Annotated in this window: 21 protein-coding genes and 1 riboswitch; of the genes, 20 read left to right on the plus strand and 1 reads right to left on the minus strand. The window is 38.3% G+C overall.

The genetic code is table 11. The annotated features are described in order from the left end of the window. The first annotated feature begins 135 nt into the window (after positions 1-135). The 14 genes from FGQ66_RS10230 to FGQ66_RS10295 all read left to right on the plus strand — a co-directional run bounded on the left by FGQ66_RS10230 (position 136) and on the right by FGQ66_RS10295 (position 14295). A complete protein-coding gene (locus FGQ66_RS10230; RefSeq protein WP_138302349.1) occupies positions 136-2235 on the plus strand; it encodes a cell division site-positioning protein MapZ family protein in 2100 nt (699 codons plus the stop codon). 208 nt (positions 2236-2443) lie between these two features. Continuing rightward, positions 2444-3307 (plus strand): CvfB family protein, encoded by an 864-nt coding sequence (locus FGQ66_RS10235; protein ID WP_016176831.1) that lies wholly within the window; start codon positions 2444-2446, stop codon positions 3305-3307. Between the two features lie 105 nt (positions 3308-3412). Then, positions 3413-3886, plus strand: coding sequence for a ferric iron uptake transcriptional regulator (gene fur / locus FGQ66_RS10240; protein WP_005878606.1), 474 nt, complete (start codon positions 3413-3415; stop codon positions 3884-3886). A 93-nt stretch (positions 3887-3979) separates the two neighbouring features. Then, positions 3980-4867: a site-specific tyrosine recombinase XerD gene (xerD, locus tag FGQ66_RS10245; RefSeq protein ID WP_005878604.1), complete on the plus strand. Its 888-nt coding sequence runs from the start codon at positions 3980-3982 to the stop codon at positions 4865-4867. An 18-nt stretch (positions 4868-4885) separates the two neighbouring features. Further along, the gene (locus tag FGQ66_RS10250; protein ID WP_005878601.1) at positions 4886-5257 is read left to right on the plus strand and encodes a GNAT family N-acetyltransferase; all 372 of its coding nucleotides are present in this window, start codon (positions 4886-4888) and stop codon (positions 5255-5257) included. Continuing rightward, a complete protein-coding gene (locus FGQ66_RS10255; RefSeq protein ID WP_171024598.1) occupies positions 5254-6024 on the plus strand; it encodes a segregation/condensation protein A in 771 nt (256 codons plus the stop codon). Before FGQ66_RS10250 ends, FGQ66_RS10255 begins: the two co-directional genes overlap by 4 nt. After that, positions 6008-6583, plus strand: a complete 576-nt coding sequence (gene scpB, locus FGQ66_RS10260; RefSeq protein WP_104662050.1) for an SMC-Scp complex subunit ScpB — start codon at positions 6008-6010, stop codon at positions 6581-6583. The genes FGQ66_RS10255 and scpB overlap by 17 nt, the downstream gene beginning before the upstream one ends. Then, positions 6583-7299 carry a pseudouridine synthase gene (locus FGQ66_RS10265; protein WP_005878594.1) on the plus strand — a complete coding sequence of 239 codons (717 nt, stop codon included), beginning with the start codon at positions 6583-6585 and terminating at the stop codon, positions 7297-7299. Before scpB ends, FGQ66_RS10265 begins: the two co-directional genes overlap by 1 nt. 82 nt (positions 7300-7381) lie before the next feature. Next, positions 7382-7503: riboswitch (FMN riboswitch) on the plus strand. Between the two features lie 127 nt (positions 7504-7630). Beyond that, entirely contained in the window at positions 7631-8239 is a 609-nt protein-coding gene (locus tag FGQ66_RS10270; RefSeq protein WP_005878592.1) for an ECF transporter S component, read from the plus strand. A 343-nt stretch (positions 8240-8582) separates the two neighbouring features. Continuing rightward, entirely contained in the window at positions 8583-9182 is a 600-nt protein-coding gene (locus FGQ66_RS10275) for a hypothetical protein (RefSeq protein WP_230315283.1), read from the plus strand. Positions 9183-9196: 14 nt separating this feature from the next. Beyond that, on the plus strand, positions 9197-9643 hold the full coding sequence (locus FGQ66_RS10280) for a hypothetical protein (RefSeq protein ID WP_138302351.1): 447 nt from the start codon (positions 9197-9199) through the stop codon (positions 9641-9643). A gap of 694 nt (positions 9644-10337) precedes the next feature. Continuing rightward, a complete protein-coding gene (locus FGQ66_RS10285) occupies positions 10338-11861 on the plus strand; it encodes a YfcC family protein (protein WP_138302352.1) in 1524 nt (507 codons plus the stop codon). 161 nt (positions 11862-12022) lie between these two features. Continuing rightward, positions 12023-13363: a M20 family metallopeptidase gene (locus FGQ66_RS10290; protein ID WP_138302353.1), complete on the plus strand. Its 1341-nt coding sequence runs from the start codon at positions 12023-12025 to the stop codon at positions 13361-13363. Between the two features lie 203 nt (positions 13364-13566). After that, on the plus strand, positions 13567-14295 hold the full coding sequence (locus tag FGQ66_RS10295; protein WP_138302354.1) for an alpha/beta hydrolase: 729 nt from the start codon (positions 13567-13569) through the stop codon (positions 14293-14295). 126 nt (positions 14296-14421) lie between these two features. Here the strand turns inward: FGQ66_RS10295 and FGQ66_RS10300 are convergent, their stop codons facing one another. Then, positions 14422-14640, minus strand: a complete 219-nt coding sequence (locus FGQ66_RS10300; RefSeq protein ID WP_081134414.1) for a ferredoxin — start codon at positions 14638-14640, stop codon at positions 14422-14424. 31 nt (positions 14641-14671) lie between these two features. On the opposite strand from FGQ66_RS10300, the gene FGQ66_RS10305 reads away from it, so the two are divergent. From FGQ66_RS10305 to der, 6 genes are all read left to right on the plus strand, one after another. Beyond that, positions 14672-15697 (plus strand): helix-turn-helix domain-containing protein, encoded by a 1026-nt coding sequence (locus FGQ66_RS10305; protein WP_016176825.1) that lies wholly within the window; start codon positions 14672-14674, stop codon positions 15695-15697. Next, the gene (locus tag FGQ66_RS10310) at positions 15681-17087 is read left to right on the plus strand and encodes a RecQ family ATP-dependent DNA helicase (RefSeq protein ID WP_005878572.1); all 1407 of its coding nucleotides are present in this window, start codon (positions 15681-15683) and stop codon (positions 17085-17087) included. The genes FGQ66_RS10305 and FGQ66_RS10310 overlap by 17 nt, the downstream gene beginning before the upstream one ends. A gap of 69 nt (positions 17088-17156) precedes the next feature. Further along, a complete protein-coding gene (locus tag FGQ66_RS10315; protein WP_095443803.1) occupies positions 17157-17792 on the plus strand; it encodes an SAG1386/EF1546 family surface-associated protein in 636 nt (211 codons plus the stop codon). 185 nt (positions 17793-17977) lie between these two features. Then, entirely contained in the window at positions 17978-18655 is a 678-nt protein-coding gene (gene cmk, locus FGQ66_RS10320) for a (d)CMP kinase (RefSeq protein ID WP_005878569.1), read from the plus strand. 135 nt (positions 18656-18790) lie between these two features. Continuing rightward, on the plus strand, positions 18791-20023 hold the full coding sequence (rpsA, locus tag FGQ66_RS10325; protein ID WP_005878568.1) for a 30S ribosomal protein S1: 1233 nt from the start codon (positions 18791-18793) through the stop codon (positions 20021-20023). Between the two features lie 332 nt (positions 20024-20355). Beyond that, positions 20356-21666, plus strand: a complete 1311-nt coding sequence (gene der / locus FGQ66_RS10330; RefSeq protein WP_138302355.1) for a ribosome biogenesis GTPase Der — start codon at positions 20356-20358, stop codon at positions 21664-21666. Positions 21667-21735 lie beyond the last annotated feature (69 nt).

The raw sequence follows: 21735 nt of genomic DNA on the forward strand, positions 1-21735 counted from the left end.
ACCAATAATTCTAAAAAAGAAAATAATTGTTTCAAGCAATTTTATGGAAATCATAAAAATAGGCTATTGGCGTGAGGTTCAGAATATGGTAGATTTAATGATAGCGTAAACCTAACAAAAGGAGCCGATCCCTAAGTGATAAAAAAATGTCCAAAGTGTGGATCAGATAAAATCGAGGACAAATCGACTTGTCCTGATTGCGGTTATCAAATCGAAGAGATAGATCAACACACCAATGAAGAAAACGAATCAATTTCCCAGTCACACGAGGGTTCTTCAGAAGAAGTTTTTCCAGATAGTGAATTAAATGATCCAATCGAGTGGTCAGAACTAAAAGATCTACCTTTGGAATCTGTGATGGAAATCTTTAAAAATGATGTAACCCCTGAAGAAAACGTAATGTCGCAAACGGCAACGAACTTGAATGATAAAGAAGAAAAGCAATCGCTGACGATAGAGAAAAAGCTGGTAAAAGAAGAACAAACAAAAGATCAGCCAAAAGACCAGTCTCTTGAAAAAACAATAGATACTGAACAGAAAAAACGAGTGGCGGAACTAAAGGAATTTGTGGATCAGGAAGAAGAAAATTCCATCTTAGCTGCCTACATCAAAGCCCATCGTGAAGATACGACCGAAGAGCATGCAAAAGAATTGATGAAGATGATCAACGATAAAATCGCAGCAAAAGAGGGTCAATCGTCAGTTCAAATGCAAGAAGTCACAGATGCATCTGCATCAGAAAAAGCAGAGGTATCAAAAACGCTAGAAGCAAAAGCACGATTGGAAGAAGAAGTGCCGCCAGTAATCGAATCCATAAAGGAAGAGGAAAAGGCGGAAAAAGAAGTAAAAGAAGTAGAAGAAGTAAAAGAAGAAAACAGTGGACCATTAGAGCCAATAAAAACGAATAAGCCACTTTCTGATTCGGAAAAAGAGATAGATACACCTATTGCTGCTTCTATCAAGAAGAGCGAAGAGGCAACTGATACGAAAGAAAATGAAACACAACAGCCGACTCCTGAAACGGTGATTCCTGAGACAGAGCCTCAAAAGGAAGAATTGCCATCATCAGAAGAAAATGAGGATGACAAAAAAGCGGCTAGAAAGAAAAAATCAAAAAAAATCCCGTATATAGTATTGGCAATTGCGGTACTGATTGGAGCGGGCGGCTGGGCGTATTATGATCACCAGCAAACGGTTCAAGCACAAATTGCAGCAGAAGCGAAAAAGCAACAGCAAAAAGTAAATGAGTTGAAGAAGACACTCGCTACTTTCTACTATGATGGGGCGCATCAGTTTTTACGTACTTCTATGATCAATCAAGATTTGACGAAGTTAAAAACATCGTTGAATGAGGTCAAAGGAGAAAAAGGCTATGCTGATCTAGAAAAAACGTATGAAGATATCCAAACAAAGGTAAAAGATATCAAAGGTGTCAACGAGTTGTTTACTACTGAGGCGATCATTGATGATCACTTAGCTGATGATCTGAAATTAAAAGCGGACCAAGAAATCAAACGTTTCGCAACAGACGATTCTGATTTTGGACAACTGCTAAAAAAAGCGCAAGATGAAGCTGAGGCACAATACGATCAACTGCAAACAGCGAAAGAGAAAACCAATATCGTTTTTGCTGATGATAAAGTCGCAGACTCTGCAACTCGTGAGCAATATACAGATGCACAAAAGGCTGTAGATCAGGTGAAAAATCAAGAGCTAGCTGTGACTCTAAAAGATCAGTTAAAACAAGTAGATGATATATTGACCAAGAAAGAGGAACAACAGAAAAAAGAAGAGGAAGCGAAAAAGGCAGAAGAAGCGAAGAAAGCAGCAGAAGCAGCAGAGGCAGCAAGAAAAGCACAGGCGGCACAGCAAGCAGCACAAGCACAAGCTGCACAGCAAGCAGCCAATTCTTCTTCAGTAAATAAAAATTCTGCGAATCAGCCAATCATGGCTACACGTCCAAGTGATGTAGCAGATACAGCAAATGCAGCTTGGAATTGGGCACCCGGTGTTCAAGAAAGCGTGATTAATACATGTATTCAGCGAGGCTACATCGTTCAAGGCGGTTATCGGTTGGAAAAAGTTAGAATCGAAAATGGCCAAGGGTACTACAATCTTTATGCAACTTCTACCAAATCTTCATTAATGAATGGAATCGGTGAAAGTGCGTTACCATTTTATATTGTGACGATCAACTGTAAAACAGGCTGGTTTGGCGGTAACGGCAGTCGTTAAAAGGATACGCAGAACAAAAACTTAGGTTTACTTTATTTTTCTATTCAACATGAGTAGGGGATCTCTATTCAGTATGTTGGGAAATGAGGGACCTAAGTTTTTTTGTAGTTATTGCCGGGTAACACGCTACTAATCAAAGGGACATTATGGTATGATAGCAAAGAAAGTTGGCAGAGATAACCTGTCTTTCGTATAAAGGAGAAATAAAATGAATGAATTATTAGCAACGATATTTACCGGTATGGTAATTGATGAAAATGAAAAAAATTATTTTGTTCAAAAAAATGGACAAACTTTTGGATTAAGTAAAGTAGAAGGCGAACATCGGATCGGTGAAGCGGTTGAGGGATTCGGCTACCAAAATCAAAAGCACGAAAACCGTTTTACAACAGTGATACCGAAAAGTCGGATCGGACATTACGCGTTTGGCACAGTCACTTCTTCCAGAAAAGATCTAGGGGTTTTTGTAGACATCGGCTTGCCCGATAAAGATTTTGTCGTTTCACTAGATGAATTACCTACAATGACAGAACTCTGGCCTAAAAAAGGCGACCGTTTGATGATTTCTCTAAAAGTGGATGCGAAGGATCGTATTTGGGGTAGTTTAGCGGATGAAAAAATCTTTAAATCATTAAGTAAATTTGGAACAGAAGAAATGAAAAACAAAGATATCACTGGGACAGCGTATCGCTTAAAATTAACTGGTACCTATATATTGACAGATGATTTTTACCTAGGATTCATCCATCCATCTGAACGATACAATGAACCAAGACTCGGAGAACAGGTAAAAGGCCGGGTAGTCGGTGTCAGACCAGATGGGGTACTAAACATCTCTTTGAAGCCAAGAGCATATGAAGCAATTTCTGATGATGCACAAATGATTTTAACGATCATCGAACGGTCTGCCGATCAGCAAATCAATTTCACAGATAAATCAGATCCAGAAGAAATCATGAAAGCATTTGGAATCAGCAAGGGAGCATTCAAACGTGCACTAGGCAATCTATTGAAACAAGGATTGATCAAGCAAGAAGATGGTGTAACGAAACGAAATAAAAATTCTAATTGAGAATGGCTTGCATGTTTTTCTTAACTAGCTTATAATTATTTTAATTTAGAGAGTAAAAATAGTCTGGTTAATTATAATTATTATAAATTGTTGGGGTTGAAAAAAATGGTTATGAACGCTATGTCAGTAATGAAAAAAACAAAACAGCAGTTACACGAATCTGGGTTTAAACTGACCCCGCAAAGAGAAGCAACTTTGCTTGTTCTGTTAGAAAATGAAAAAGAACACTTATCCGCAGAAGAAGTTTTTTTTCTAGTAAAAAAGAAAAGCCCAGAAATTGGTTTAGCTACAGTGTATCGTACATTAGAAATATTAACTGATCTAAAAATCATCGATAAGGTGAACTTTAACGACGGTGTTGCACGATATGACTTGCGAAAAGAAGGGGCTAAACATTTCCACCATCATTTATTATGCTTGAAATGTGGAACGATCGAAGAAGTGGAAGAAGATCTATTGATTCAGGTAGAAGAAGTAGTAGAGGACCGCTATCACTTTTTAGTAAAAGATCATCGCTTAACTTTTCACGGTATCTGCCAAAAATGTTATAATCAGGAAAAAGAAAGTAAAACCGTCTAATGGAACAGACGGCTTTTTCTTTGTCTGCACCTAAAAGAGACTATCGAAAATGAAGGCTATCTGATATGATAGAGTAGCACGAGGTGGATTATTATGAAAGAAGAACTCAATGATTATCTCCACTATCTGACGATTGAACGAGGATTATCATTAAATACTAGAAAAAGTTATGAACGTGATTTAGCGCAATACCTTCATTTTTTGGAGGAAAAAAAAATTACTGCATGGCAAGATGTCGATCGTTTCATAGTGATCAGTTATCTAGAGAAGATGCATGATGAAAAAAAAGCACCCGCGACTGTCACACGGATGATCACAAGTTTAAGAAGATTCCATCAATTCTTACGCCAAGAACGTATTACTGATCATGATCCGATGCAGCATATCGATACACCTAAAAAAGCCCAAAAGTTACCTAGCACACTGTCTTTGAAAGAAGTTGAACGTCTGATCGAAGCTCCAGATACAACCAAAAATCTGGGGATCAGAGATCGCGCAATACTGGAAGTCATGTATGCTACAGGAATGCGGGTGAGTGAACTGATCGGTTTGAAATTGAGCGATCTGCATTTATCTTTAGGGTTAGTACAGACGATCGGTAAAGGAGATAAAGAAAGAATCATTCCTTTAGGTGATTATGCAATCCAATGGTTGGAACGTTATTTAGACGAAGTGAGACCATTACTTGTCAAAGACGCTACTGAAGTCCACGTTTTCGTGAATAATCATGGTTCAGGATTATCACGACAAGGTATTTGGAAAAATTTGAAACAATTAGTGCGTGATGCCGGTATCACAAAAGAAGTGACGCCACATACTTTACGCCATAGTTTTGCTACTCATTTACTTGAAAACGGTGCGGACCTCCGAACTGTTCAAGAATTGCTAGGCCATGCGGATATATCAACGACCCAAATCTATACACATATCACGAAGAAAAGAATGACGGATGTTTATAAGCAGCATTTTCCAAGGGCTTAGTCATAGGAAGGTGAAAAAATGTTAACACATTACCGAAAAGAAAATCGTAAAATCGCTATGGGACTTTTAAGTTTCCACAAGAAATTAGCGGATAAAGAAAACCGGCTGAAAGAGATCGATACGTATGAAACAGAAGAAAAGTATGAGATTTTCTTCTTCACTCCTGAAGGCTCAACCAATATCCAAGGGATCATTGGCGTTTATTGGGGAGATGAAGAGGAACTAGTCATTCATGATGTAGCGTTGAATCCTTCTTATCGTGGAGAAAAGATGGGCTTTCTAATGTTGGATGAACTTGAACAGAAATATCCTGAAAAGAAAATTCGTGCCACAGAGATCACAGAGCCTTATTTTACCAAATGGCTGAATGAGAAAAAGAAGAAAGAGTGAACACGGTGACAGAGATCAATATCAAATTAGATGTATTTGAAGGACCATTGGATCTCCTTCTTCATTTGATCCAGCAAATGGAAATCGATATTTATGATATCCCTATTGCGACGATCACGGAACAATACATGAATTATATCCATACCATGAAGACGCTAGAACTTGCAGTTGCGGGAGAATACCTGGTGATGGCTGCTACCTTGATGGCTATCAAAAGCAAGACTTTACTGCCTGTTCAAGAAACAATCATTGAAGAAGACGGCTATTGGGAAGAAGATCCGCGCGATGAGTTAGTGAATCAGTTGCTTGAATATCGGAAATACAAATATGCTGCTGAAAAACTAACAGAAAAAGCACAGGAAAGAAGCTTGTATTTTACAAAAGAACCACTAGCCGTTGATGACTTGATCGGACAGGAAAGGCCGTTGAAACGTGGACAAGTGAAGCAAGTCGATTTGTTTCGTGCAATGCAGAAGATTTTGGAACGAAAGCAATTTTCGAAAAAAATTGAAAAGACCATTGCGCCAGACGATACAACGATCGAGGAGCGGATCATCTTTGTTGAAGAGCGTTTAAAAAGAAACAAACAAGGTTGCACTTTTGATTCTTTTTTTGAATCGCCCTCAAAAACAGATATCGTGACAACCTTTATGGCAATATTAGAGATGATGAAAAATGGACAGATCGTTGCCCAACAAGAAGAAAATTATGAATCAATCATGCTTTATCCAGCAATAGGAGATACCAACAATGACGAAATTAAGTGAACTTGAAGCGATTCTTTTTATAGTCGGTGAAGAAGGAATCGCCTTAGATGAAATCAGCCATATTTTAGCAATCGACAAAGAGGAAGCACTACGACTGGTCGCAGAGCTAGAAGAGAGATATGAAAATGACTCAACGAGCGCATTACATATCTTGGAGACAGAGGCGCATATCGTTTTGACGACCAAAAAAGAGCTAGCGCCGTTGTTGAAACGGTATGCTCAAGGAACGTCAAATACGCTTTCCCAAGCAGCTGTTGAAACTTTGGCAATCATTGCCTACAAACAGCCAATCACAAGAGTCGAAATCGAACAAATCCGAGGTGTACAAGTTTCAGGGGCCGTTCAACGTCTATCTGCCCACAATCTGATTGAGGAAAAAGGAAGAGTAGAAGGACCAGGACGTCCGATATTATACGGGACAACTTCTTATTTCTTAGATTACTTTGGTCTCAAATCGCTGAAAGAATTACCGGATATACAAGAAATGGAACTTTCATTAAAAGAAGATGCACCATTAGATCTATTTTTTGATGGAACGAATGAAGGAGAACAATCGTAATGGAAAGACTACAAAAAGTAATTGCCCATGCTGGCATAACTTCACGACGCAAAGCAGAAGAATATATTTTAGCTGGCAGAGTGAAAGTCAATGGCCAAGTCATCAAAGAACTAGGGGTCAAAGTAACGAAAAATGATGTGATCGAAGTAGATGAAGTGCCAATCTATCAAGAAGAATTTGGCTACTATCTATTGTATAAACCAAGAGGGGTCATTTCAGCAGTCGCTGATGATAAAGGACGTAAAGTTGTGACCGATCTTCTTCCGATGGTCAAGGAACGGATCTACCCAGTTGGACGTTTGGATTATGATACATCAGGCATCCTGTTATTGACAAACGACGGTGATTTTGCACAACGTTTGACCCATCCAAAACATGAAGTAGATAAAGTATATGTTGCTAAAGTAAAAGGTATTGCCACGAAGTCTAACCTAGCACCGATCACTAAAGGTGTCAAAATCGAAGGAAAATGGACTTCTCCAGCTAGATATCAAATCTTGTCTGTAGATCCAAAGACAAACCATAGTATCGTGGAATTGACTATCCATGAAGGCCGCAACCACCAAGTCAAAAATATGCTGCAGGCAGTAGGGCTACCCGTCCAAAAACTAAAGCGTGAAAAATATGGTGATTTGACGCTTCAAGGCTTGCGTCCTGGAGACTATCGTGAGTTGAACAAAAAGGAAGTAAGCAGTTTATTGAATCACTCAAAATAATTACTTACTAATTATAAGTATAAAAGATTGCATTTTTTCTAAAGGTATGTATAATGAAAGGGTAAACAAAAAATCATAAATGGTTCGTCTTCAGGGGCAGGGTGAAATTCCCGACCGGTGGTTAAAGTCCACGACCTACTTTTCAAGTAGCTGAACCGGTGAAATTCCGGTACCGACAGTACAGTCTGGATAAAGAAGATAGAGCTTATTTGACGCAGACTTTTGCCAAATAACTCTAACTCTCCCTGTGCTAAGGAGAGTTTTTTTATTTGCAAATGATCGAGTCGTTAAAAAAGTTCGCTGAAGAGGAGTCCTAACAGGAGGATTTCAAATGAAGAACACCCGTGTACAAAAAATGGTCGCTGTAGCAATGTTTGCTGCGATCGGTTTGGTTTTGCAATATTTTGCATTTCCAATCATGCCAGCTTTTGGTTTTCTAAAGATCGACTTTAGTGATATCCCAGTACTGATCAGTATGTTTTTATTTGGACCACTAGCAGGCGTAGTCACAGCATTCTTGCGTTCAATCCTACATCTAGTGACTACTGGCTTTTCACCAGATAATCTAGTAGGAGATGCGGCAAGTTTCTTAGCAACATCGATCTTTACATTACCGATATTCTACTTCTTTAGAAAGAAAAAAAATGAAGGTAGAAATAAATTTGCTGGAGTGATTTCTGGTACTCTTGCGATGACTTTGTTCATGAGCGTAGCCAACTATTTCGTGATCACGCCATTATACCTGATGTTTCTTGGTTTAAATGCGAATCAGATGTTGGGGATGCCTTTAACAAATTACGTGTTGATCGGTATCGTACCGTTTAATTTGATCAAAGGATTTATCGTTAGTGCAGCGTTCCTAGTGTTGCATGCAAAACTACTCCCTTGGTTAAGTCGCAAACAACATAAACTGGAACAGCGACATACGGTAATAAAATAGCTGCTCAATCATTAAATAACTTATAAAATATAAAGCTTGGAAGAATCTCATGTAGATAATGATGTTTCTTCTAAGCTTTTTTGCTGTTTTAAAATTACATATACCTTGTTATTATAGTAAAGATACAGAGGATGAATTATACTGTACATATAAATTAGATAAGGGGAAAATCAGAAAAATCCTATTTTAAATAACATTTATTCCCTTTGACTGGTGATTAGCATTCTTGAAATAGTCATTCGAGATACGAGGAATGGTTGAACTTAGCTACATTGAAAAAATAAATCAGGAAGAAGTATAGCAAAAAGAAGTAGCTAATGACAATAAATTGAGTAAGTGACTTATGATGTCAAAAATAGAAGGAATCATCTTGATTTGTTTAACCTTTTTGATTATTGGTTTTTCAGAGTATGCATTTGCAGATATCGCTATCAGTGAGAGAGGAAAAAATCGAACGATGACGAAGAAACTAACGATCGAAGAAACAACCAATGAAGTAAGCCAAACATTTTTCATTGATTCAAACGTGTCACTAACAGAAACAGAAAAGCACGAGTTATTAGAGAGAATACATGAGAGTAGAAGACAGCTCTTGCCGAGAGCAACTGGTGTTGCCTTGACCTATTTCATTATTCGCAGTGGCAATACAACAAATTGTGAGCTACTAACAAGATTTAATGCGACTAGTTCGATCAAGACTATTTGGTGGGACCAATTAAAGGTGCAAAACTTGGATTTGATCAATAAACAAACGTACGCTACTTTTCGTTCAGTACTACGAAGTTTGGATGCAAATCGTTATGGAACGGAAAGAATCGGCCATTTGTCCATACCATTAGGAGAAACGAGAGGGTATGTAACAACTACAGGTACGATGGTTGAATCAATGAAAGATGGTTGGGGAACCTTAATGAACTTTTCAGGTGGGGCAACGATCAATTAAGGAGGGGACGGAGAATGAGAGGACTTGTGCCACAGGCATTAAAAATTTTGAACGAACGATTTACCTTAACAGAGATCAATCCAGAGATGATTCCAAAGTCTACTTATGAAGGAGAATGTTTCAACGCTCTTGTCTCAATGAAAAATACGCAAAAACTCTCGTGGATGGAGCTACATGTCAAAGTGTATCAAATCAAACGAGAAACAGCATCAGAACTGTATTTTTCGGTTGGTCAGAGTCAGTTTAATCCGATCCCTTCATTGGAAAATATGGAAGAACTTTTATTGGTTTTTGTGGAAGAACAAGTCGACTACTTTCACCTCAACTGTGTACGCCTTTTTCTAGAAATATATGTAGCAATCGGTGTCACAGAGAAAGACCGGCAAGAAAAAAATGATTGGTATTTAGAATATCAGCGCAGCAAAGAACTATTGGATAATTTTCATTTGTATACGTATTGATTGGAAGAATCACCGACAGTGAAATAGAAAAATGATAGTAAGATTTGAGAAAATCATGAATAAACGTAAAGACCAACATTTTTAGTGGACCCAACCAGATTTCCCGATGAGCGTGAGAAGTAAGAAACACTTTTGTCTCATTTCTCATTCTTTAAAAACGAATAAACGGTGGGAGCAGAAGCAACTCCTTCTTAAATAAGCCGAAATCCACAAAAATTTGAAAAGCAATTTTCGTGGATTTCTTCTTATTTCTCGGAGTTAAACACTCCTGTCCCAGCCTCAATTTTTTTACTGAAAATGTGAATAGAATAGTTATCAACAAATAAAATGAAAATTTTCTCGCATTATTTTTATGAAAAAAAATACATTATATAAAATAATGTAAGCGTTTTATAGATGGTGTTTGAGTATTTTCTTCTTTAATGCATAAAAATGTATTTTATACAAACAAGTGTGAAAATCATCGCTTTTTGAATGATAAATAGGTTTATTTATTAGCTGAAAGAAACCGCTACAATAAAGATGAAAAAGCTTTCCAATAATTTTATAGAAGGAGGTATAGAAAAAACGAACCTTTTTGAATAAAACTTTTCGATTCTACGAGTTATTATTTTTGTTATTTAGCTATTTTTGATAAAATAACATTTGAATCGAAACTAAAAAGATTCTAAAGAAATAAGAAAGGAAGAAGAACATGGAACAAACAAAAAAGAAAAAATTTCAGATGCCTTCAGCGTATACGGTCTTATTCATCATTATTGCGATTATCGCTGTATTGACATGGTTCATCCCGGCAGGACATTATGGTGTTGACGCTGATGGGAATATTATTGCTGGATCTTATGAACGAGTGCAACAAAATCCCCAAGGACTATGGGATATTTTCATGGCACCAATCAATGGGATGTTAGGGGTTCCTGCTGGAGAACTAACAAAAGAAACACCAGCGGCTATTCCAATTTCTTTCTTTATCTTGGTTGTTGGGGGATTCCTAGGGATCATCAACAAGACAGGGGCACTAGATGCAGGGATTGCTTCTGTAGTGAAAAAATTTAAAGGTAAAGAAAAAATGTTGATTCCTGTATTGATGATCTTGTTTGCTCTAGGCGGATCAACTTATGGGATGGCAGAAGAAACGATTCCATTTTATGCGTTGCTTATTCCAGTAATGATGGCAGTTGGTTTTGATACTGTAGTTGCTGTTGCAATCGTTTTAGTAGGCTCACAAGTGGGTTGTTTGGCTTCAACAGTTAACCCATTTGCCACAGGGGTTGCTTCACAGGCTGTAGGTATCTCTATGGGTGAAGGAATTGGCTTACGTTTCTTGATGTTCGTTGTATTAATCACGATTTCTATTCTATATGTTTATCGTTATGCATCAAAGATCGAAAAAGATCCGACAAAATCACTGGTTTACAACCAACGCGACGAAGACATGAAACATTTTGATATCGATTCGATTGGTCGCCAAGAAACGATCACGAAACGTCAAAAACATGTAAACGTTCTATTCTTTATTACATTTGGTATCATGATCATCAGTTTGATTCCTTGGACGACTTTGAATTCAAACTTCACTATTTTTGAATCGTTGACAAAATGGATAACAGGTATACCTGTTGTTGGTACAGTTTTAGGTAAGAACATGCTTCCGCTAGGTGATTGGTACTTCCCTGAAATCACAATGCTATTCTTAGTAATGGCAATCGTTGTGGCATTTACTTATGGGATGAAAGAATCAGATTTTATCTCTGAGTTTTTAGCTGGTGCTTCTGACTTGATCGGTGTAGCAATCGTTGTAGCAGTAGCTCGCGGTATCCAAGTCGTAATGAACAATGGTTTGATCACAGATACGATCTTACATTGGGGCGAACAAGGACTAAGTTCATTATCATCAAGTGTCTTCTTGATCTTGACATTCATCTTCTATATCCCAATGTCATTCTTGATCCCATCAACTTCTGGTTTAGCAGCTGCTACGATGGGAATCATGGGACCAATGGGTGAATTTGCTGGAGTCGGCAAAGACTTAGTTATCACGGCTTATCAATCTGCATCAGGTTTAGTGAACTTGATCACACCAACTTCTGCAATCGTGATGGGTGCGGTAGCAATTGCCCGCTTCGATATCTCAGTATGGTGGAAATTTACTGGTAAGTTGATTGCTATCCTTTTTGTATCCATTTGTGTTATCTTAGGTGTAGCAGCAATGTTATGATCCTCTCCTAACAAATTTTAGATTTGTAGAGGAAATATGTGGTGTAGCAATAACCCTACACGTTACAAGATCCAAGCTCTTGTAGACTAATTATTTTTGAAAAAAGAGGTTGTGTCTGTTGTTTTGACATGACCTTTTTATTATATTAGGAGGCTAAAAACATGAAACAATTTGTAACTGAACAACATCGTGAACAAGCAGTAGAATCTTTAAGTGAATTGATTCGAATCCCGTCTGTTTTAGATGAAGGAGATTCTGGTGAAGGTCATCCGTTTGGTAAAAAAGTTGTTGCGGCTTTAGACAAAGTGTTAGAAATCGCTGAAGGTTTAGGATTCAAATCGTTTAAAGATCCTGAAGGCTACTATGGCTATGCAGAAGTTGGTTCAGGAGATGAACTCTTCGGTATTTTATGTCATATGGACGTGGTGCCTGCCGGAGATGAAAATAACTGGAAGACAAAACCATTTGATCCAACTGTAAAAGATGGTTTCATCATCGGACGTGGATCAGAAGACGATAAAGGGCCTTCTATGGCGGCGATGTATGCTGTTAAAGCTCTGATGGATGCAGGTGTTGAATTCAAAACGCGTATTCGTTTCATTTTCGGAACAGACGAAGAAAATCTATGGCGTTGCCTAGAAAAATACAATGAAAAAGAAGAAGGCGTTACACAAGGTTTTGCGCCAGATGCTGTTTTCCCATTGATCTATGCAGAAAAAGGCCTATTACAAGCTTATTTAACTGGACCTGGAACAAGTGAATTCTCTGTTCATGCTGGTGGAGCATTAAATGTTGTTCCTGATGAAGCACCTTATTCAGGTGAAAAATTAGCGGAAGTTAAAGATGCATTGAACAAACATCACTTCGATTTTGAAGACAAAGGTGATGGCATCGTGGTCCTTGGTAAGAGTATCCACGCAAAAGATGCGGCAGAAGGCGTCAATGCTATCTCACGTTTAGCCATTGCCCTTTCAGAAGTATTTGATTTTGCACCTATCCAATTTTTAGGTCAGTTAGTACAAGAAAATGCGACTGGTGAAAAAGTGGTAGGTAAAACAATCGATGAACAGTCAGGCGAATTGACAATGAACTTTGCTAATTTGGAAATCACACCAGAACATACAAAAATTGGTGTAGATATGCGTATCCCTGTTTCATTCAAAAAAGAAGATCTTGTTGAAAAAATGAAAGAAACTGTTGAAAAATACGATTTGACATATGAAGAGTTCGACTTCCTTGATTCACTTTATGTTCCAAAAGATAGCGAATTGATCCAACAATTGTTAGGAACGTATCGTGATATCACTGGAGATATGACCGAACCACTTGTGTCTGGTGGAGCTACATTTGCGCGGACGATGAATCAATGTGTAGCCTTTGGTGCCTTATTCCCTGATACTCCAGACCTAATGCACCAAGCAAACGAAAAATGGGAATTAAGCAGTATGTATAAAACGATGGAAATCTATGCAGAAGCGATTTATCGTTTGTGTGGGAAATAAGTTTCACTAGGTTTTCTTGAAAAATAGTGTGAATCAGAAATTTCTTGAAGTGATCTTCAAAGGTTAGTGCAAAATCTAACACTTGAGGATCGCTTTATTTATTTACCTCAGGAATCAGTAAAAAATAGTTGCATTTTCAGCGTAATTTCCTTAGTGTAACTTTATAATGATCAGATAAAATTGATTGAAAAAGGGGAGAGACAGTGAAATTATTTAAACGAATACTTATAGGTTTAGTCATCATATTAGGCATAGGAGGCGGCGCTGGCTATTACTATCTGCAACAGAGTACGTATGAGCCTTCCATGCAAGCAACTCAAGCTTCTCAACATGGCAAAGATAAAGGAGACTACTTATTATTTGGACAAAAGAACAATAAAAAGGAACCTTTAGTGATCTTTTACCCAGGTGCATTAGTAGAACCAGAAAGTTACAGTATTTGGGCAAATGATTTAGCAGAAAACGGCTATACTGTTGCTATTGCCAAAATGCCGCTAGATTTAGCCATTTTGAGTGGAAACCGCGCAGATAAAATCAGAGAAGATTTTCCCGATAGAAATTACGTGATTGGTGGCCATTCGCTGGGTGGCGTGATGGCAAGCCGTTATGCGAATGCAAACTCAAAAGAACAACAATTAAAAGGGATCTTTTATTTAGCAAGTTACCCTGACAAAAAAGGAACACTTGCAAAAAGTAAACTACCTATCTTGAGCATCACTGCTTCCAACGATCAGGTATTGGACCAAGAAGCTTATGAGTCAGCAAAAGAATATTTGCCAACGCAGACAGAATATGTTTCGATCGAAGGTGGAAATCATGGGGGCTTTGGTAGTTATGGCGAACAAAAGGGAGATGGAAAAGCGGAGATCACGAACGCAGATCAACAAACAGCAATCGTCAACACTCTACTGAATTGGTTAGCTGGGCTGTGATCTGCTCAGTCGCTGTTTAGGGTCAAATAAGACACAAGAAGAAGGAGCGTGGGACAAAAGTAAGAAACACTTCTGTCCCAGCCTCTTCTTTCTTCTAAATTTTTTCTTGTTAATGAGATAGCTGTATTATGATCTTTCTAGTAAGATTGCTCTTACCGGACATTTTTGGTAGGCTTTTTGTACGGGTTCTTTTTCTTTTTCAGAGACGAATTGTTGATGGGCTTCTGGTTCTTGTGCAAATAGCACGATGCCCTCTTCATCATAATCAAAAATATCTGGCGCCTCGATTTGGCAAAGTCCACAAGCGATACAACGCTCAGGGACGAGTTTACATAGTAATGACATTTCTAACCATCCTATTCTTAAGGGGATTAATATGACTGAATTTATTTTATCTTTATTTTTATCAAGAAACAAGCTAAGGGTATCTAGCCTATTTCAACTAATTAGTGGGAAGCGTACGACGTCTGTTTTGATTTATAGTTTTTTGAATGATCTTTTATTGGTTCATGGGAGTTTTCCAACATTGAAGCAAGAAGAATTTTTGGCGATCATTACTCGCTTGGAGCAAGAAAAGCTGATTGTTCTGATTGATAACCACGCATCAATCACCACGCTTGGGAAGAAGAAATTAGAAAAAATCGAATTTTCTTATCAAGGAGTGCACTATGATCGATATGGCAGGACCTATTTGACTTGCTGGCGTCTCCTCAAGTTTGCTGTCCAAGTAGTCTCGAATCTGACAAATGGTACAGCAAATTATTTACCGATTGAAACAAGTCCGTTTTATACATTCCAAATAAAAAGATGGCTAGCTAGTACAAAGTTGAACCGAGAAGAATTATCAGAAAAAATCTATCAGGAATTCGTAGCGTTGTTTACTGGGATGCCAGAAGAATTGGCTGACTTTCTAGCCAATCAATTTTCAGGAGAACATGACTTAGGGCTTTTACCTTATCAATTGACGGATAAACAAGAAACTCAAGCAACGTTATTCGAAGCAAAAGCAATTCATGTCATGTTACAGAATCTCGAAAAAAGAAATGACTTCTTACTTTTTAGATTGCTCAAGCCGCTATTTGATCAGAATCTAAATCAGAGTATGCTGATTACGCGAAAGCTTATTTTAGAAGGATATTCTGTTGAACAAGTGATGTCTGTGCGTCAACTAAAAAAAGGAACAGTAACAGATCACTTGATTGAATGGTTGCTTTTTTTTGATGATTTTCCTTACACAACGATGATTTCAAAGAAAACAGTGGACTCTCTTAGTCGGTTGAATGATGTCCGTTCTTGGAATTATCGAGAAATAAATGCGCAGTTCTCTCTAGATTACGGAGAATTCCGCTTTTATCAACTTGGTCTATTGAAAGGAGAACTTGAACATGGAACTGATCGATGAGCTACGCAAACGATTTGGTTTTTCATCTTTTCGACCAGGTCAAGAAGAAATTATCCAAGCCCTTTTGCAAGAACAAAATGTGCTAGCTGTCTTACCAACTGGCAATGGGAAAAGTCTATGCTATCAGCTAACTGGCTATTTGAGGGAAGGGCTAGTAGTCATCGTTTCCCCGCTTCTATCGCTGATGGAAGATCAGGTCACACAGCTTCAAAAGCAAGGAGAGAAAAGAGTAGTTGCATACAATAGTTTGTTGTCTAAATCAGAAAAAGCTTATGTGCTGCAACATCTAGCAGAATATAAATTTTTGTTTTTAAGTCCAGAGATGTTGACTCAAAAAGAGCTTCTGAATGTTTTGCAACGACAAAAAATAGGCTTATATGTCATTGATGAAGCCCATTGTGTTTCTCAGTGGGGAGTGGATTTTCGTCCGGAATATCAGCAATTGGGAGTGATTGGTAAACGGTTAGGATCACCCGTGACGCTCGCATTGACGGCAACGGCGACAACGGTTGTTCAACAGGATATCGAAAAGGTGCTTTTTGATTTGCCACCGCAAGTAGTGAGACATTCTGTCAATCGTAAAAATATTTCTTTATTTGTCAGAAAAACGGAAGACAAAGATGAAGAATTAGCTACTTTGATGAAACAGGCGAATGGCTCAATGATCATCTATTGTGCGACTAAAAAAGAAGTGGAACGACTGTATCAATTGTATCGAGGATCATTTTCAGTTGGCTATTATCATGGTGGATTAGATGCTTCACAAAGGAGACAGTTGCAGTTACAGTTCAGTCAAAATAAATTACAATTTCTAGTTGCTACCAATGCTTTCGGAATGGGTATCGATAAACCAGATATCCGAGCAGTCGTCCATTATGATCTGCCAGATAGTTTAGAAAATTATGTTCAAGAGATTGGTCGAGCCGGCAGGGATCAGCAACCAAGCAAAGCAATTTTGTTATACAAAAAAAACGATGAGCGTATCCATTATTTCTTTAACCAATTGTCCAGAGAGCAACGCCAAGTATTTGAATTTTATCTAGAAAATGATCTTGATAACAACGAATTTTTTGATGAAGTACAGCAAAAGTGGTTGGAGGTCGTTGAAAAAATGACTGATCCGCAACAATGGGTGGATCGATTAAAGGCACAAGAAAAAGCAAAGCAGTATCGCTTACAGCAAATGCTTCATTATATCAATAGTGAAACTTGTCGAAGAGAATTGATTCTTGATTATTTTGGTGAAAAATTGGTCGACAAGCCAATACAATGTTGTGATAAAGACGGAGCAGAGTTATATGGAGAAGCAAAAACAATAACACCACCAATTGTACAGAAAAGCTCGTGGCAGGAGATTTTACTAAATTTGTTTAAAAAAAACAACGGATAGCATTTTTTTAAGACAATGGAGTTCTTACTATGGTATAATACTCACGAAAGAATTTAGGAGGTTAACAAGGTGAGCAGAAAAGATCGACATCAATCATCAGAAAATAACGAAACACAAGAACCATGGGAACAACCGATCTATGATACGGAAGATGAATTTTCTTCAAGAAGTTCTCAACGACAACAAAAGAAAGGCAATACATTATTCTTGTCTCTCTTTTTAGTTCTATTAGTTTTATGTATCGCGATTCCAGCAGGAGCTTATTTCTGGATCAGAAACGGTTCAACGAATAGTGCATCAAGTGCATCATCTTCTTCGACAACATCATCATTGGTTGAAAGTTCTTCCACAAAAGAAGAATCTTCGGCTGTAGAATCAAGTAAAGAATCTGAAAGTACTTCTGAGAGTCAAGCAGTAGTGGAAACTACTCCTTCAAGCAGCAGTGTTAGTCAAGGAGAAGCAACTCCTTCTTCATCTGTTGTAGATCAAGAGGAAGTACAACCTTCAAGTAGTGCGGCGGCTGAAACGACACCATCTTCTTCATCTACTGCGCCAGCAGGTTCAACTACAACGGTCCAATCAGGTGAAGGTCCTAAACAAGTTGCAGAGCGTGCAGGTATTACGATCGATCAACTGTTTGAATTAAATGGGATCGATCCAAACAACTACTTCCTTTACCCAGGACAAGAGTTACGAATTAAATAATCATGAGACATGTTAGAAAAAGAGTCATCTGATACTCAAGACTCTTTTTCTACAGTCTCTTTTTGTATGAAGGTAGATAAAAAAAGAGTGCATCCATGAAGTTGTTTGCACTGTTGACTGTAAAAAAAGAAGGCGCAGTGACTTTGGTCGCAGCCCCTTCTTTTTTGAGAAAAGGGAGTTAGAAAATGACAAGAATCAGTATTGCAATAGACGGACCTGCTTCTTCAGGAAAAAGTACTGTTGCGAAAATTTTAGCAAAAGATTTCAACTATATTTATACTGATACAGGAGCAATGTATCGCGCAGTGACCTATCTGGCTATAACTCATCAGATTGCTTTTTCAGACGAAACAAAGTTAGTAGAATTATTGGATCACTATCCGATTTCTTTTAGTCAAGAAATTGATGGGCAGCATGTATGGGTAGCAGACGAAGATGTTACAACAGCTATCCGTCAACCAGATGTGACTCGAGCTGTTTCGGAAGTTTCAGCACATAAAAAGCTGCGTGAAGCGTTAGTGGCGATCCAACGTCAAATTGCTAAAGACGGAGGAGTCGTGATGGATGGACGTGACATCGGAACTTCAGTATTGCCACAGGCAGAAGTGAAGATCTTTTTAGTTGCCAGTGTCACTGAACGAGCACAGCGACGATATAAAGAGAATCTCGAAAAAGGAATCCCTACAGATTTAGCGACATTGACGGAAGAGATCCAAGCACGCGACCATTATGATTCCACCAGAAAAGCATCTCCATTGAAACAAGCAGAAGATGCAGTTCGAATCGATACTACTGGTAAATCGATCCCGCAAGTCGTGCAAGCAATCAAAGATGTAGTCAACGAAAAAGGCTATCGTTTGTAAAAAAATGAAAAATTACGAAAATTCCGCTTTTTTTAGAGTAAAACAAACGAAATCGCTTTATTTTTTTTAAATAATCAATTAAACTTAAAGCAGTACCGTGGTTACGGCAGAATGTTGGTTAGGAGGACAAGTGTTATGACAGAATTTGAACAAAATCAAACAGATAGCAATCAATCGATGGAAGATGCAATGAATAGCGTCCAAGAAGTAAATGTCGGTGATGTTGTCAAAGGCGAAGTGTTAGTAATCGAAGACAAACAAGTGGTTGTAGGGATCGAAGGGGCTGGAGTAGAAGGCGTCATTCCTGCAAAAGAGTTGTCAACTTCACCTGTCGAAGAAATCAACGATATAGTAAAAGTTGGAGATGTCTTGGATCTAGTTGTTATCAGTACGATTGGCAAAGATAAAGAAAACGGGAGCTATTTACTTTCCAAACGTCGTTTAGATGCAAAAAAAGTATGGGAAGATATCGAAAAAGATTTCCAAGCTGGAAATGTGATCGAAGCACCAGTGACAAACGTCGTGAAAGGCGGATTGGTCGTTGATGTAGGCGTTCGTGGCTTTGTACCAGCTTCAATGGTGGAAGACCATTTTGTTGCTGATTTTTCAGAATACAAAGGGCAAACGTTGACGTTCAAAATCGTTGAAATCGAACCTTCAGAAAATCGCTTGATCCTTTCACATAAAGCAGTTGTCGAAACTGAAAAAGAAGAGAAGAAAAAAGCAGTTTTAGCAAATATTCATGAAGGCGACACGATCGATGGTCGTGTAGCACGTCTTACTGATTTTGGTGCTTTCGTTGACTTAGGCGGAATCGATGGACTAGTCCATGTATCTGAGATTTCTCATAGCCATGTTGCTAAACCAAGTGATGTCTTAGCTGTAGGCGATGAAGTAACAGTGAAAGTACTATCTATCAACCCAGAACAGGAACGTGTATCATTATCAATCAAAGATACGTTGCCTGGACCTTGGTCAGATATCGAAGAAAAAGCGCCAGCTGGATCAGTCTTAGACGGTAAAGTGAAGCGTTTGACAAGTTTTGGTGCCTTTGTGGAAGTATTCCCTGGGGTAGAAGGACTTGTTCACATTTCTCAAATCTCACACAAACATATCGCTACACCTCATGAAGTTCTTCATGAAGGCGATGATGTGAAAGTGAAAGTGCTAGAAGTAAATCCTGAAGAGCATCGTATTGCTCTTAGCATCAAAGCTTTAGAAGAAAAACCAGCTTCTGAAGAAGAACCTAAAGATGTAGAATCTTATGAATTGCCAGAAGAAAACACTGGATTTACAATGGGAGATCTTTTAGGGGATGCATTAAAAGAAGAAGTAGAAGGAAACACATCAGACGATTCAGAAAAATAATCGTATCGTTTGGTAAAATCAAAAGCAAGCGGATCGAAAATCTTAAAAAGGTTTTTGATTCGTTTTTTGTTTTTGATGGTTGTTTGAAGTTAGGGGGAAGTAGCGGAAATAGTAAATATGAATCCGTAACTTCGAGAGAACTTTTTAGTATAGTAGGCTAGAATAGACTTTTTTTGATTGTAACTTTCAAATAGGACAGGTTTTACGATCAAAAAGCTGTTTTTGCCTGAAAGGAAGATAAATACTTTGTTTATTTGTCAGTCTATGCTTGAAAGTTAGTGAGACATTCGTTAAACTGAATAAGATTGGAAACTTGTGAGGAGGAAATAACTATGGCAAATCCAACAATTGCAATCGTTGGCCGCCCGAACGTCGGTAAGTCTACGATTTTTAACCGCATCGCTGGTGAGCGTATCTCGATTGTCGAAGATACTCCTGGAGTAACTCGCGATCGCATTTACGCAAAAGGTGAATGGTTAGATCGTGAGTTTAGCGTGATCGATACAGGTGGGATCGATTTAGGTGATGAACCATTTATGGATCAGATCAAACACCAAGCTGAGATCGCCATCGAAGAAGCGGATGTGATCATCTGTGTGGTTAGTGGACGTGAAGGTGTCACTGATGCGGATGAGGTCGTTGCAAAAATATTATATCGTAGTAACAAACCAGTGATATTAGCTGTTAACAAAGTAGATAATCCTGAAATGAGAAATGATATCTATGAGTTCTACTCATTAGGGTTAGGCGATCCATACCCAGTATCTGGGAGCCATGGATTAGGTATTGGTGATATCTTGGATGAGGCAGTGAAATTCTTTTCTGATGAGAATGAAGAGGAAGATGATGATACGATCAAGTTTAGTCTGATTGGTCGTCCAAACGTCGGTAAATCTTCTTTGATCAATGCAATCTTGGGAGAAGATCGTGTCATTGTTTCTGATATTGAAGGAACTACACGTGATGCAATCGATACGCACTTTGTATCAGAAAATGGTCAAAAATTCTTGATGATCGATACCGCTGGAATGAGAAAGCGCGGCAAAGTCTACGAAAATACTGAGAAATACAGTGTGATGCGTGCGATGCGTGCCATCGATCGTTCTGATATTGTTTTGATGGTATTGAACGCAGAAGAAGGAATCCGCGAACAAGATAAACGAGTAGCGGGCTATGCTCATGAAGCTGGCCGTGGTGTGATCATTGTGGTAAATAAATGGGATCTTGTCGAGAAAGAAACGAATACGATGCGTGATTTTGAACAAGAAATCCGCGAAGAATTCCGCTATCTCGATTATGCACCGATCGTTTTTGTTTCTGCAGTCACAAAGCAACGGCTTGAACGTTTGCCTGAAATGATTGAAGATGTGAGCATGAATCAAAACTTACGGGTATCATCTGCTGTTCTTAATGATATCATCATGGATGCAGTGGCCATCAATCCGACACCAACGGATAAAGGAAAACGTTTAAAAATCTTCTATGCAACTCAAGTAGCTGTTAAGCCACCGACCTTCGTTGTTTTTGTCAATGAAGAAGAGTTGATGCACTTTTCTTATGAACGTTTCTTAGAAAACCAAATTCGAAAAGCATTTACCTTTGAAGGGACATCGATTCGCATCATTCCTAGAAGAAGAAAATAGGCATTTTAACACATCAAGTAGAATTTTTCAAAAAAAATAGTTGGTTTTAAATATTACGTTTTCATGACT

Origin of the sequence: Enterococcus sp. BSD2780061688st2 D3, from assembly GCF_005844145.1 — a bacterium.
Classification (GTDB): domain Bacteria; phylum Bacillota; class Bacilli; order Lactobacillales; family Enterococcaceae; genus Enterococcus_B; species Enterococcus_B durans.